The 14,666-nt window shown below is 39.4% G+C and carries 10 protein-coding genes and 2 pseudogenes; 9 read left to right on the top strand and 3 right to left on the bottom strand.

Annotation, left to right across the window (positions count from 1 at the left end):
- Positions 1 to 41 precede the first annotated feature (41 nt).
- Positions 42 to 1,166 (bottom strand): DNA replication/repair protein RecF, encoded by a 1,125-nt coding sequence (gene recF, locus ACX27_RS10965; protein ID WP_062292018.1) that lies wholly within the window; start codon positions 1,164 to 1,166, stop codon positions 42 to 44.
- A gap of 126 nt (positions 1,167 to 1,292) precedes the next feature.
- The gene (locus tag ACX27_RS10970; RefSeq protein ID WP_062292021.1) at positions 1,293 to 4,154 is read right to left on the bottom strand and encodes a cation-translocating P-type ATPase; all 2,862 of its coding nucleotides are present in this window, start codon (positions 4,152 to 4,154) and stop codon (positions 1,293 to 1,295) included.
- A gap of 594 nt (positions 4,155 to 4,748) precedes the next feature.
- On the opposite strand from ACX27_RS10970, the gene ACX27_RS10975 reads away from it, so the two are divergent.
- From ACX27_RS10975 to ACX27_RS33665, 3 genes are all read left to right on the top strand, one after another.
- A complete protein-coding gene (locus ACX27_RS10975; protein ID WP_062292027.1) occupies positions 4,749 to 6,380 on the top strand; it encodes a transglutaminase domain-containing protein in 1,632 nt (543 codons plus the stop codon).
- A gap of 583 nt (positions 6,381 to 6,963) precedes the next feature.
- Positions 6,964 to 7,653: a hypothetical protein gene (locus tag ACX27_RS33660; RefSeq protein ID WP_235526588.1), complete on the top strand. Its 690-nt coding sequence runs from the start codon at positions 6,964 to 6,966 to the stop codon at positions 7,651 to 7,653.
- A gap of 10 nt (positions 7,654 to 7,663) precedes the next feature.
- Positions 7,664 to 8,242, top strand: coding sequence for a hypothetical protein (locus ACX27_RS33665; protein WP_235526589.1), 579 nt, complete (start codon positions 7,664 to 7,666; stop codon positions 8,240 to 8,242).
- A 129-nt stretch (positions 8,243 to 8,371) separates the two neighbouring features.
- On the opposite strand, the pseudogene ACX27_RS10985 reads toward ACX27_RS33665, so the two are convergent.
- Positions 8,372 to 9,212: pseudogene (locus tag ACX27_RS10985) on the bottom strand (PD-(D/E)XK nuclease family protein).
- Between the two features lie 147 nt (positions 9,213 to 9,359).
- On the opposite strand from ACX27_RS10985, the gene ACX27_RS10990 reads away from it, so the two are divergent.
- From ACX27_RS10990 to ACX27_RS11005, 6 genes and pseudogenes are all read left to right on the top strand, one after another.
- Positions 9,360 to 10,787, top strand: coding sequence for a phosphoglucomutase/phosphomannomutase family protein (locus tag ACX27_RS10990; RefSeq protein ID WP_062292033.1), 1,428 nt, complete (start codon positions 9,360 to 9,362; stop codon positions 10,785 to 10,787).
- Positions 10,788 to 10,862: 75 nt separating this feature from the next.
- Positions 10,863 to 11,135 (top strand): LapA family protein, encoded by a 273-nt coding sequence (locus tag ACX27_RS10995; protein ID WP_062292041.1) that lies wholly within the window; start codon positions 10,863 to 10,865, stop codon positions 11,133 to 11,135.
- Between the two features lie 405 nt (positions 11,136 to 11,540).
- The gene (locus ACX27_RS11000; protein ID WP_235526590.1) at positions 11,541 to 12,362 is read left to right on the top strand and encodes a site-specific integrase; all 822 of its coding nucleotides are present in this window, start codon (positions 11,541 to 11,543) and stop codon (positions 12,360 to 12,362) included.
- 12 nt (positions 12,363 to 12,374) lie between these two features.
- A pseudogene (locus tag ACX27_RS33670) lies at positions 12,375 to 12,737 on the top strand (tyrosine-type recombinase/integrase); the annotation flags it as partial.
- A 921-nt stretch (positions 12,738 to 13,658) separates the two neighbouring features.
- Positions 13,659 to 13,838, top strand: a complete 180-nt coding sequence (locus tag ACX27_RS35690; protein ID WP_418006821.1) for a DUF6290 family protein — start codon at positions 13,659 to 13,661, stop codon at positions 13,836 to 13,838.
- Positions 13,839 to 13,909: 71 nt separating this feature from the next.
- Positions 13,910 to 14,506 (top strand): VapE domain-containing protein, encoded by a 597-nt coding sequence (locus ACX27_RS11005; protein WP_158507370.1) that lies wholly within the window; start codon positions 13,910 to 13,912, stop codon positions 14,504 to 14,506.
- The last annotated feature ends 160 nt before the right edge of the window (positions 14,507 to 14,666 follow it).

A 14,666-nucleotide genomic window follows, 5' to 3' on the forward strand; every position in this document is an offset into this window, starting at 1 on the left:
TTGGTCATTGGTCATTTGTCATGTTGAACATTGACTATTGACTAATTAATTGATATTTCTCCAGCCTTGACAAACAGAATTTGAGAAGAATTTAGCCACTGAGCATCAAAAGAACTTAAGTGAGTTGTCGTGATTAAAGTTTGAAAACGGTCTTGAATAGCATCAAGCAATTGATTTTGACGGTATGGATCTAATTCCGCTAAAACATCATCAAGCAACAACAGTGGTGGCTCTTTAACTACTTCTTCAATTAACTGTAATTCTGCTAGTTTTAAGGCTAAGACTAAGGTGCGTTGCTGACCCTGAGAACCATATTGCCGAGCAGGCGTTTGATTAATAGTCAATTCTACTTCGTCACGATGAGGGCCGACAAGGGTAGTACCTCGGTAGAGTTCGGCGACAGCGCGTTGTTGAATTTTGTTGAGGAAAGCTTGCTGGACTTGTTCTGGTTGCTGCTGCTCCAAAGGAATGTTAGGTGAATATTTAATTTCTAAGATTTCGGTACTGCCGCTGATACTAGCGTGCCAAGCCGCAGCAATGGGAGCTAATCTTTGAATCGCCCGATCGCGTCTTCTAATAACTCTTGTACCTGTGGTTGCTAATTGTGCATCCCAAAGGGCAAGTTGTGTATTTTGAGTGTTGAGTGCTAGTGCTGATTCTTGGTTTTTTTTTAGAAAGGCGTTGCGTTGGCGCAATACTTGGTTATATTGATGCAAAATATGAGCATAAACTGGCTCTAGTTGAATTAATAAAGTATCCAACCAGTTGCGACGAACTTCCGGACTACCTCGGACTAATTCTAAATCTAAACTGGAAAACTGCACGGCGTTGAGGACACCTAAAAAATCCATTTGTCGCCGCACAATCTCGCCATTAATTGCCACGCTGCGGCGACCGTTACGGCGGAGAGTTAAAGTTAAATCACTAATACCTACATCTCGTTCTAAGCTGGCATTGATTTGCGCGAATTCTGCCCCATCTTGAATTAAATCGCGATCGCGTGCCATCCGGTGCGATCGCAATGTTGCTAATAACTCTACCGCCTCTAACAAATTCGACTTACCCTGAGCATTATTTCCTACTAAAATTGCTTTGGCTGCATTAAACTCAACTTTTTGGTCTTGGTAATTGCGAAATTGTCTGAGTTGTAAAGTTTTCAGGTACATAGTTTAAGTAAAAAGGCAAAAAGTAAAAGGCAAAAGTAAATAATCATTACTTTTACCTTTTGATAAAATTACACAGGTAAAAGAGGAAAAGCAGTTTTTTCCTTTTTACTTTTACCTTTTAACTTGTTAAACAGTTTTCTTGCCCATGAAACGGAAGAAGATTTTTTCGCCTTCAATCCAGACAAACATTAAGGCGCTGAAACCAATACAAATTGCCAACTCCGCAGGGGGTAGCCAGTGAGTACCGAAGAAATCGCGCAGAGGTGGTACGTAAATTAGCATTAGTTGTAATATCGTTGTCACCACAACCGCACCCAACACATAAGGATTAGAGAAAGGATTCACCTCAATAGTTAGCTGGTTGTTGGAACGAATGGCGATCGCATGACCCATTTGGGCAATACATAATGAAGTAAATACCATTGTTTTCCAACGTTCTGGGTCAAGTCCATCCCCTGTTACCGTTTGAGCATGATAATATGACCATTCCATAAGGATGATTGTGATAATCGCAAAAATAATCCCAATGCGAATCATGTAAGAACCCAACCCCCTGGCAAATATGCTTTCGCGGGGACTGAAGGGCGGGCGCTGCATCACATCCGGTTCTGGTGGTTCAACTGCCAAGGCTAAGGCTGGTAAACCATCTGTTACCAAGTTCATCCAGAGAATTTGTAAGGGTGTGAGGGGAACACCTCCCAAACCTAAAATTGGTGCAGCAGCAATAGTTAAAACTTCACCGATGTTACTGCCCAAAATATATTTAATAAAGCGGCGGATATTGGTGTAAACCACTCGACCTTCTTTGGTAGCTGCCACAATGGTGGCAAAGTTGTCATCTAACAGCACCATGTCGCTGGCTTCTTTACTCACATCAGTACCAGTAATGCCCATTGCAATACCGATGTCTGCTTGCTTTAAGGCTGGCGCATCATTCACACCATCGCCAGTCATTGCCACAAATCGACCACGGCGTTGTAATGCTTGCACAATCCGCAGTTTGTGTTCTGGCGCAACTCTGGCATAAATGCTGACTAAATCAACTTGTTGTTCTAGTTCTTGGTCACTCATCCGTTGCAATTCTTGACCAGTTAGAACTCTGTCGCCTTCTTGGGCAATACCTAAATCAATGGCGATCGCACGGGCTGTTAATTGATGGTCGCCTGTAATCATAACTGGGCGAATTCCCGCTTGGCGACATTCTGCTACAGCTGCCCTAACCTCTGGTCTGGGTGCATCCAGCATTCCGACTAATCCCAGCCACACCAAGCTTGTCTCTGATTCCTCATCTGTGCCTTCTGGGGGAACTTCGGTGAGGGGTTTGTAAGCAAAACCCAACACCCGCAAACCTTGACTGGCCATTTGGTCATTAGCTGCCAAAATTTTGCTGCGTTGTTCTTCTGTGAGCGGTGCGGAGTGTGTACCCAAACGAATTTCTGTGCAACGCGCCAAAATTAACTCTGGTGAACCTTTGGTAAACATCAAGTAAGGTTCAGAGTTAACAAAACCTGTGATCGCTGGATCTACACTGGTCAAGGATGGTTCCCCAGTCGCTACTTCCTCTACCTGGTTAATCACACTCATCCGTTTACGTTCGGAAGAGAAGGGAAATTCACTGACACGGGGTAACTTACTATTCCATTGGTCTTTTTCAATCCCCGCTTTGCCTGCTAATGTCACTAATGCGCCTTCGGTGGGGTCTCCTAAAATTGCCCATTCACCTTTTTCTTTTTGTAATACTGAGTCATTACAAACAGCGCAGGCCACTAATAAAGCTGAAATTTCGGGATAATCTTCAACTGGAACTTTTTGATTATCTAATTGAAAATCACCCACAGGTGCGTAACCTTCGCCTGTGACCCGAAAAGTATTGTTATTGGTGAAAATCGATTGCACCACCATTTTGTTCTGGGTGAGTGTACCTGTTTTATCAGAACAAATAGTGGTGACAGAACCCAAGGTTTCTACGGCTGGTAGTTTGCGAATCAAGGCATTGCGGCGTACCATTCGCTGGGTTCCTAATGCCAAAGTGACGGTAATCACAGCGGGTAATCCTTCAGGCACTACCGCCACCGCCATACTTAAGGAAACTTCTAACAAGTCTTGTAAATTGCTAAAACCTCTGGCCTGAATGACACCACCAATCACAACGATCGCTACTAAAATCAAGGAACCAGAAACTAGAACATTACCCAGTTGCGTCATCCGTTGCTGTAAAGGCGTAGGTTCACTTTCCACCGACTGCAACATGGTGGCAATTTTACCTAGTTCGGTTTGCATTCCGGTGTTTGTTACCAGAACTTTCCCGCGTCCTTGGACAACTTCGGTGCCTTGAAAAACTAAGTTAACGCGATCGCCTAAAGATGTATCTTCAGGTAGTTGAAGAGTGGCCTGTTTGTTAACTGCTTCTGCTTCACCTGTCAGTGCTGATTCTCGCACTTGTAAATTAGACTGTTCAATTAAGCGTCCATCTGCGGCTATCTGCACTCCCGCTTCCAGCAGCATGATATCTCCTGGGACGATTTCTTTGGCTGCCACATCTAATAGTTTTTTGTCACGAATGACTCGCACTAAGGGCGAAGACATCTGTTTAAGTGCAGCTAAAGCTTGTTCGGCACGACTTTCTTGGACATAACCCAAAATGCCATTCAAAATTACAATAGCCATAATTGCCACTGTATCTTTAAACGGCACTTCTCCTGGCTTGAGTTGACCAGCTTGCCAAGCCGTAAAATCCAAAAACCCAGAGATAAAAGCGACAGCAATCAGCATCAACAACATAATGTTCTTGAACTGATCTAGCAGTATTTCCCAAGCACTACGACCACCATGTTCTTCTAATTCATTGGTGCCGTATTTTTGCAACCGTTGTTCAACTTCTTGGGGTGTTAAGCCACTGTCTGCCTTACTGTCCAGCAGGTCTAGAGCTTTATCAACTTCTAAAGTATGCCAAATCGGGGTACTTTCAGGCAGAGAATTAGCAGACATTGTTTAGGTTACAGAAAAGGTTACAAAATTCGATCATAATTTAGTGATGGCGATAAAACCATCCACCAAAGTTACATTCAAGTTCTTGCTCACACCAATTGGAAAAATGATGACCATAGATGGATTGACCCTAAGCCAGACTTAGACAGTAATTTCCATCCAAAATCTTAAATTCCCAATGGCGTAGCTTGTACAAGTTTAAATGTGTTTCTCGACATTTGCTATAGCAGGAGGCAGGAGGCAGACCCGATGAAACTTGTTTCATCACCAAGCATGAAAGTGGGAATAGCATTTTTACTCAGAACTCAGAACTCAGAACTTTGAGGCAGGAGGTAAGAGTTTTACTATGCCTCGCATTCTTGCTTTTTAAATGTCCTAACCTATACTTCGACTGCCATAACTTGATATGAGTGATGTTTCTATGTAATTTTATGTAGTTTTTAGTATTTATCAGAACATTTTAGAAAAACTATTCCCCTAAGAAATTTGCGGTTCCGTCTAGAGGTTATAGCAAAATTACTGCTTGGCGTGCTAAACCGTGGAATATATATGCTTAATATAAATTTTGCACTCCCTAGTTAGACTGCTAGCCAGATGTTTGGGCAAAGGACAATTCGACCGCTTACGGCTGCCTCCCTATGTGGCATTGCTTTTATTAAAGATACACTCATTGCGATTGACAGTACAAAAGGGCATCTACTAGAGATTGATCCTGAGTCTGACAACAGCAAAATTATCAATCCGCACCAAGTTAAGGAATTTAATGATGTCACTGGTTTAGCAGTTTGGGAAGATACCCTCTGGGTAACTCGTGGCAATAGTATTTATTTATCAAAGCTGGGTTCTTGGGGGTTAGAACATTTTGCCACATTGCCTTATACGGCTAATGGTGTGGCTGTGTGGGAATCGACAGTGTATGTTAGCTGTCAAAAGCTGGGTTACATTGTGATTTTTGACCGTAGTACGCGCAAAGAAATTACTAAGTTTTATGCGCCTGGGGTTGGTGTAGAAAATTTGACAGTCACCCAAGAAACGTTGTGGATTTGCGATCGCACTGAACAAACAGTTTACTCGATGGATCGAGCCACAGGAGAAGTAAACTTTAGTGTGCTAACACCGTTTGATTCACCCACAGGCATAGCGGTACATCAAGATAGTGATGGTCAGGAAACTTTGTATGTCGCCTATGCTTCTGAGGAACCTTATATTCGGGATAATCCTAATGCTGACCCGAATCATGAATTAACTTACCGTGATCGGACTTTCATTCACCCACTTTATTACTACTACAACCCAGATAAGCGTTACGCCCTATCAAATGGCTATCTGATCGAAATGTCCTACGCTGAGGAAATTGCACCTTTAGAAGAAGTGTATCTCCCGGATGTAGAATGGCGCATCGCCTTACCCTCCGAAACTGAACGCCAAACAGTTAAACAAGTTGAACCCATTGGTATTCCTTTTACCGAAGAAGTCATTGATGGGCAACGGGTAGCAGTATTTAAATTTGATGCCCTCACCCCCGGCGAACGCCATGTATTTGGCTGGAAGGCTTTGTTAGAAGTGCGAGGAATTAAGTATCGCATTACGCCTAAAGATACCGAAGACTTGCCAGAATTTTCTCCAGAACTCCAAAATCGTTACCTCGTAGATAACGATGATTTGGCAATGGATACTTCTATAGTTCGCAATGCCGCCCGTGATGCCATCGGTTCCGAAACCAACTTACTACGGAAGATGTATAGTATCCGTAACTACGTATACGACGAGTTGTCTTACGGTATTAAACCTTACATTGACACCCCAGATATAGTTTTAGAACGAGGGGTTGGTTCTTGCGGTGAGTATGTTGGCGTTTTACTGGCCTTGTGCCGTTTAAATGGTATCCCCTGCCGCACAGTTGGCAGATATAAATGCCCTCCCTACGGCGAACATCAAAAAGTACCATTACAACCTGATTTTAATCATGTCTGGTTAGAGTTTTATATCCCCAACTTTGGCTGGTTGCCAATGGAATCTAACCCCGATGATGTCGGATATGGAGGCCCTTACCCCACTCGCTTTTTTATGGGGTTGTGCTGGTATCACATCGAAATAGGCAAGGGTATCTCTTTTGAAACTTTAAGCAGTCAAGGTAGTAGATTGACAAAAGAAGATATTCCCATAGGTGATTTAGCAATTAATCATATTCGCTTTACAATTCTTCAAGAATTACCACCTTTTTGATCTGGAAGTACATACAAGGGGTGTAAGGGTGTACTTCGACTGCGCTCAGTAACCAGGGTGTAAGGGTACAGGGGTTAGAGGCTCAAGGAGAAATGACAATACTTTCTACCTTGTCCCCCATGTCACCCATGTCACCCACACCCTCACACCCATTCTTAACAGTCCAATTCATCAATTCTTAAATAAACCAATATTTCCCAGTAACAGTAAGGATATGGTTCTGTAATCAAACCACATAGCAGAAACCGTATACACCCTCAAGACAGCTATTAATAATTAGGATAGTCTTCCTGTATATATGTAGTTCAGCCGCCAGTTGTCGGAAGGCGGAAGTCGTAAAGCAATCATAAGATTGATATTTCCTTTCCTGAAGTTCCCTAAAGATACTGGTAAATATAGAAACTAGCCTTCTTAAGTTTTTTCAAACAAAATTTTTATTCAATACAATTTATCAACCCAATTTAAAATGGTAATAATCCAGTGAATGATTGGATAAATCGCAAGTCTCAAAAAAATTCCTAAACAGCAGATTGCTGGTAGTAATCTTATCGCCACCAGTCATCAATCTTATATACCTTCATATTTGACACAAAATTCTCAGTCAAATGCTGAAGAAAAGCAAATATATCAACATTTATTGCATTTGGTACAAGTTAAATCGCCAAATGAAATGCTAGAACGTTGTCGTGCCTTATTTGTTGAAGGTGCAGATTATCCTGAACCAGAAATATTATTAATATTAGATAAAATTACAGCATCAAAAACTGCTGTACATGAGTTTAAATTTTTTATTAATCGTTGCTGTCATATTTTAATTAATCGTTGGCACATGCAGCCGCAATTGCATTATGCGATTCCTGAATTAATCAAATTATTCGCTACTGCACCCACTAGGTCAAGAACCACTAGTTTCCGTTATCGCAACATTAGAAAGTTGCGGGAATTAATGCAGATGTTTCTTGTCAGCGAACAGTATTTAACTTTACGGCGATTTGTGCAGGTAATGACAAGAACAACTGAGGAAAATATTCATGATGAATCTCAAGCTTTAATAACTTTAATTTGGCGCTATTCATATTTATATGAACATTGTTTGATTAGTGATGATTCTACCTTTGAACATCAGTGGCGCGTTAAGCAAATTCAAGCACAGGCGCAAAAGCAATTTGAAGTTGATTTATCCAAATATGTCACTTATCAAGTGCGTCGTAATCAGATACTCAAAAAAAGCCTCAGTAGAAGAGGCGGAGAGAATTTTACGTCCTGTAAATAATCCTACATTATTGAGCGATCGCGATCTGCATACAGCACTTCAACATTGGAATAGTAAGGTCGAAGGTAACTATACATACCAAGAGTTAGCCCAAAAATTTTTACAGTCTAATCAAAAGGTAAATTCTTTAAGTGATTTTAAAGATAATTTGTATGAATATCTCATATCTTCAATTACTGGCGGTTCGGGAAAACGCCAATGGCAGCAAAAGTTACATACACAACTAAAAAATACATTAACACAAGCTAATTCTCAAAAACCTGATGAATTTTTAATCATGAGAATTTGTAGTCAGCTATTGAATTTTTTAATTGTTGAAAGTCATTTATCAATCCAGCATTTTAGTTTTATTGACTTGATTACTAATCAAGGTACACTAGTTACTACTGAATTATTATTAAAAATAGTATTAATCTGTCCTAAAGTAAAACCTTATTTAGAAAAGCGATTAACAATTTTATTTCAGCACTATGAGTCTGCAAATACTAGTGATATTAAGTGGCTTGTCAAAATTTTAGAACAAGTTAATATTGCTATGGTTATTTATTTTGGCAATATTGATATATCTTATTTTAAAGAGACTGGTTAATGTGGATATATAGCAGTCTTATTTAATATATGAACAAAACAGACAAGGATGACAAATGAAACAAGGAAGAGAGCTGTTTGTCAAGCATTTAGGATTTCTATATTCTCTAACCCCTAACCAGCTAAATTACTAAATCGGCACTACTGCATCGGAATAAGCACTGACGGCGGCAAATTCACAAATTGAATTAAAGGGACAAAATCGGCAGTGTTGTCCAGGGTTTGGGGGGAATATTTTACTGAAGTTACTGTTTTTTTCGTGATATTTATGTAAATCGGCTTGATGTTTATGAGCAATTATCGCTAACTCAGATTTTAAATTTTCAAATTCATGATTTGTGATTTTAATTAAATCAGATTTTTTACCGAGTTCTAAATTATAAAATGATGCGACTGCTTGTCTACCAGGATAAAGATAACGCACCGCTAGTAAATAAACTAATGCTTGTCTTTGATCAAAAGCAGATTTACCTGTTTTGAAATCTAAAATATGTAAAGTGCGATCGCCATCAATAAAAAATGCAGTCCATAGCTGCATATAAGCGAAAACAATAGTCGCCTTGTTCAATTAAAATTGGCTTGGGAAAACCTTCGTCACCAGGGGTTAATTGCAGAATATTTTTGCCTCTCAATAAAGGCGCATTTTGATACTTCTTCAAAATTTGAATGACGCGCTGCTTCACATGAGAGCTGGTATTGTTGAGTTTTAACAACTGGGCAACTTTTTCTACACCATCTGCTTTATTTAACAAATGTCTATTATGATGAAACTCATAAACGCCTTTTTGGGCGAGTATACCAATCCGCTGCGGTGCCGTAGCCTTTGTTAACAGTGCTTTAACTTGGGGTTCATGTTGACGTGCTTTAATAAACCCACGTCGCATTTGACAATGCCAGCGTTCTTGTCCTATTGCTGGGGCAATTAAAGACCAAAGGTGATAACTGACAAAAGGTCGGTCGGGGGTTGACATCGCTAACAAGCAGTGAGAAAAAATACAATGGGCAGAAATTTGAGCATAATTAGCTGCTCATAACTTCTTTTGATACTTGCGGCTAGGCACGCTTTGCGGGAAGCTTCGTAATAGACTACTGAAGATGGACGGGAGAAATTGGCAACAATGAGCGTTACTAGCAATTCCAGCAAAATCAAGTTTGGTACTGATGGTTGGCGAGGGATTATTGCTGATGATTTTACTTTCCCCAATGTGCGGAAAGTAACTAGAGCGATCGCAAGTTATCTCGAAACAGCCTACACAAAAGATAGACCAGTTCTCATTGCTTACGATACGCGGTTTTTAGCTGATCAGTTTGCCCGCACCGCTGCCCAAGTCTTAGCAGATTTGGGTTGGACAGTGAAAATTACTGATCGAGATTGCCCCACACCAGTAATTGCTTATAACGCCCGTCACTTAAATTCGGCGGGGGCGTTGATGTTTACAGCAAGCCATAACCCTGCACCATATTGTGGAATTAAATATATCCCCGATTATGCCGGGCCTGCCACTCCAGAAATCACTGATACTATTGTGGCAAATATTGAAAGTGCTGCGGATGATCTGCCTAGTAACAACCCTAGCGGGTCAATTTCTATTTTTGACCCCAAACCCGATTATTTGCAATTTATCTACACATTGTTGGATGTAGAACGCATTAAAAGCGCCCATTTAAAAGTTAAATATGATGCGCTATATTCGACATCTCGCGGTTATTTAGATGAAGTTTTGCAACAAAGTGGCACAGAATTAGAAAGTTTTCATACTTGGCGGGATGTATTATTTGGCGGTGGAATGCCAGAACCCAAAGGCGAACAACTAGAAGAGTTAGTGGAAGCTGTACGTCGTGACCAAGCTGATTTAGGTTTGGCAACCGATGGTGATAGCGATCGCTTTGGTATTGTTGATGAACAAGGTAATGTTCTCACCCCTAACACTGTGCTGTTGGTGTTAGCAAGGCATTTAATTAAAAATAAAGGCAAAAGCGGCGCAATTGTTCGTACTGTCGCCACAACTCACCTATTAGATAATCTGGCGGCTAAATATGGTTTGCCAATTTATGAGACAGCCGTAGGCTTTAAATACATCGGTGAAAAAATGCGAGAAACCACCGTTTTGATTGGGGGTGAAGAATCAGGCGGTTTAAGCGTGATTGGGCATATTCCCGAAAAAGATGGTGTTTTAGCTGATATGCTAGTTGCCGAAGCGATCGCCTACGAAGGCAAACCCCTGAGTCAACTTGTCAAAGAAGCGATCGCGGAAGCTGACGGCCCCTTGTATAACAAGCGTTTGGACTTACACCTCACTGAAGCCCACAAAACCGCCGTTATCGATTCCTACACCAAAAATCCCCCCTCAGAAGTAGCGGGTATTAAGGTCAAAGAAGCCGGGCGCAAAGACGGCGTTAAACTTTACCTAGAAGAAGGTAGCTGGGTGTTGCTGCGTCCTTCGGGAACAGAACCACTGGTGCGCGTTTATATGGAAACCAACAGCCCCGAAAAACTCTCCCAAATCGCGCAAGTAATGGAGAGTGAAATTGCTAAATTAGGATAAGAGTTTAAACCGCAAATGAACACAGATGAACATTGATAAATATCTGTGTTCATCTGTTTCAATTTATGATGTTTTATGAAGACTTTTGCTAATTTGTTAATATCTGTTGTTGTGGCTGTTTGGATAGTGGCGATCGCAGTTCTTTCAGTTCAAAATGCCACACCAGTATCGTTAAAGTTTTTAAGTTTTCAATCAATTCAAATACCAGTTGGTTTAGTTCTGGCTTTTAGTGCAGCGATTGGTGTAATTGGGGTAGCAGTACTGCAACCTCTGTGGGGGTTAGCTGGTTCCGGCGAGAATCGCTTGGAAGAGGATGCAGAGTTTTTTGTGGATGATGAGGATTTTTAAAGGCAGTTAAGTAAACTTTTGCATAAGTTAGTAGCTTTTTTAAACGCAGAGGGAAGTAGTGAAGCATCTCTACGTTAGAGACCATTTATAAAGTAAATCTTTAAGCATCTAGACGATACAAATGTACTATTAGTAGATAATAAGATTTTCTATGGATACAAATGTACTAAATATAAAATATTTCATTTAGTAGCATTTACAATTGGTAGAAATTAATTTAAGAGAGTTTGTTTCTTTCCACAAATCGAATCTCAAAGACCAAGTATAGCAAGAGTTTCATAAAAAGCCCGTGACGAGGATTGAACTCGTGACCTCACCCTTACCAAGGGTGTGCAGAACAACCGATTATCAAGGCTTTGAGCGAGTTACATAGTTGGGTTATGCAAGAACTATGCAACTTAGAGAATGTACGAGAGTGGAAAGCCATCATCTAGAGTTCCTAAGATTACCCCACGCAACAACAACGGCGGAATCATCATTAGGTTTCAATACCAAGGGAAACAATACTCAGTCTCTCCCGGTGGTAAATACAGCGATAAACTAGCGATCGCAAACGCCAATAGAATCGCTAGTCAAATCAAAACTGATATCCTTGCTGGCTACTTCGACCCCACGTTAGAAAAATATCAACCAAAGGTTCAAAAGCCTGATAACGTTGTTTCAATAAATAAAGATGTAGCGCCAAACCTACAAGATTTATGGCAACAGTACAAGGTGGCTAAACAAGCAAGTGTGGCTGAAACTACTCAAAAAGAGAAGTGGTCACAGATTGATAGATGCTTGCCAAAGGTATCACCTGAAATGCTGAACTCAGATAACGCTCGTTTGTTGATACCGGAATTACTCAAAACTTATTCTGGTACTACACTTGAACGCATAATCAACGATATACAAGCTTGTAGTAATTGGGCATTCGAGACTGGATTGATTAGTCTTAACCCTTGGCGAAGGCTGAAACAGCAATTACCTGATAAGCCTCAAAGCGTTAGAACCAAAAAAGCATACTCACGAGAAGAAGTTAACGCTATCATTCAAGCGTTTAGAGGTGATTGTTATTGCAACGCTAAGTCAGCGTTCAAAGATAGCTGGTATGCTGATTTCGTTGAATTCCTGTTTCTAACTGGTTGTCGTCCTGAAGATGCGATCGCATTAACTTGGGATTCCATCAAAGATAGAGTAATTGTCTTTGATAAAGCATATTCCTGTGGTGTGCTAAAAAACTACTAAAAAACAAAAAAAGCTCGGATCTTCCCTATCACACCACAAATCAAAGAGTTGTTGGAGCGCCGCTCAACTTATGTTTCTATCATTCCAAGTAAACTAGTCTTTCCAGCACAAAACGATGGCTACATCAATTTAAGAAACTTTACACGAAGGTATACCAAGAGAATTGTAGAAAATTTAGTAAGCGAAGGTAAGATAAAGCAATATTTACCTACTTATAACCTGAGAAACACGAGTATTACTCATTATCTGCGTCAAGGTGTTGATATAGCTACTGTAGCGGCGCTTATGGAAACATCAGAAGAAATGATTAACCAGCATTACTGGAGTCCAGATGATGACATTATCAATAATAATGCTCAGTTACCAGAGATTTAGAACCATAGTGATGATACAGGCACAAGTACCACAGTTATAACTGTATTCATCATATTTACACTATCAGCACTCAACAAGCCGATACCCAAAATTTGCGTATCGGTGTTCTGACAGCATTCATCATACTTGCACTAGCAGTACTCACAATACATACATTAGCAAGGGATAGAAACAAACAACACTATCCCTTCTTTCTTACCTACTGTAATGTCACAGCTAACAGTTATTTGATATAACACGACTTTCAACATCAACTCAGTTACTCTAAATAACTTACTTGCTACAGCATAACTATGCTTAACCACTAATTGTATTATTGCACTTACCTTATCTGCACTAACTTACTCAACAATGTATATGATCACTAGCTGAAGTGATACGTTATGTCAGCTAATGATATACATTTACTTCGATTATGAATACATACAGTTACTTAACTAATATATTCACATCTACTATATTGTGATTGAATTGATGCAATGAATGTATATCATTGCAATTGAAGTAATACTATCCTGAATAAGTAGTACTATCCAAGTTAGTTTATCCTTTCACATCACGCAACAAGTACCATAAGGTAATCAAAGTGATCATAGAGTACATGAATTAGCTTATTTACATCAACAACGTTAAGTTGTAATAGCAGAAATATCAATAAGTAAAATCACAAAAACTGTGCTTGTTTTAGCAGAGATTTTAATCATTTTTCTATAAAAAATCAGAGACAAAGTGATTTTTCTTATTTACAATATCAGCATGAGGGTTAAAAATCCTTACAGAACCTTGAAAACCAAATAGTACCTAACCACACTTTGAAACGAAGTCTAGTTATCTCTTTTTGTAAGAAAGTGGTAGTCATCTATTAAGTTATATGGCTAGGTCGTGTCCATTCAAACTTACGTAAATTTAATGAGGAAATTAATGCCGAAAATCACAAATAAACCTCTAACCCACATAGTTAGTATTCGATTAAGCAAACAAGATTACGAGCATTTAGCTAATACAGCAAAACTCCATAAGTTGACAAGTACAAGTTTCATAAGAAACTTAGTTATAGAATACTTAAAACAAAATTTTGTAATTGTAACCTTATCTAATTAAAGTAAAAGCACTAGGTTTAGCTATTTTACCTAATGCTTTTAAGTTTTAAATCAATATTCACTATTATAACTATGAATGACTATACGAAAACTAAACAAATTATAGAACAGCATTTTGCTCATAGACTAAGTTGGCACAAAGTTAATCAAGATGTATATCTAGATAAAAAACTATTTGATATTGCTAAGTTTCGCGCTGATGTGGAACAAGAGCATGTTTCACCCATAGAAGATTACTTAAATAAATGTTATTCTAACTATCAAGATACAAACTATAAAGATTTATTTAGACACATCAATGAGCAAGTATTACATATTGATCCTGAGTCACTTGAGGCACTATACCTACCTAAAACTTTAGTAGCCGCAGTAAAAAGGATATATGAACCTGGATGTCAACATGATACTGTGTTGATACTTTATAGTGAACAGCAAGGATTATACAAAACCTCTTTCTTTAGAGAACTAGCTAGTAGTGATTGGTTTGAGACTAAACAACTAACTAGTTATAACAAAGATGAATTAATGGTATGTCATAGTAAATGGATTATAGAGTTAGGAGAATGCGAAGAAACAATCAGAACATCTGCTATGGCTAAACTTAAAGCATTTATTACCCAAAGATCAGATTGCTTTAGGAAACCTTATGCTGCTACTAAGCTCAAATAGAACCTTTTACTCTATCTGATGTTCTAATTATGGCTCTCCATAAAGAACCTAAAAGCTGGAAACGTTCAGATGAAGTTAGAGTAAGTGAGATATTACAATCTTTAGGGTTGGAGAAACCTAAGACCACTACTAGAGTTAATGGTAAGGGTGGTAAATATTA

The sequence above is a fragment of the Nostoc piscinale CENA21 genome (assembly GCF_001298445.1).
GTDB classification, from domain to species: Bacteria; Cyanobacteriota; Cyanobacteriia; order Cyanobacteriales; family Nostocaceae; genus Nostoc_B; species Nostoc_B piscinale_A.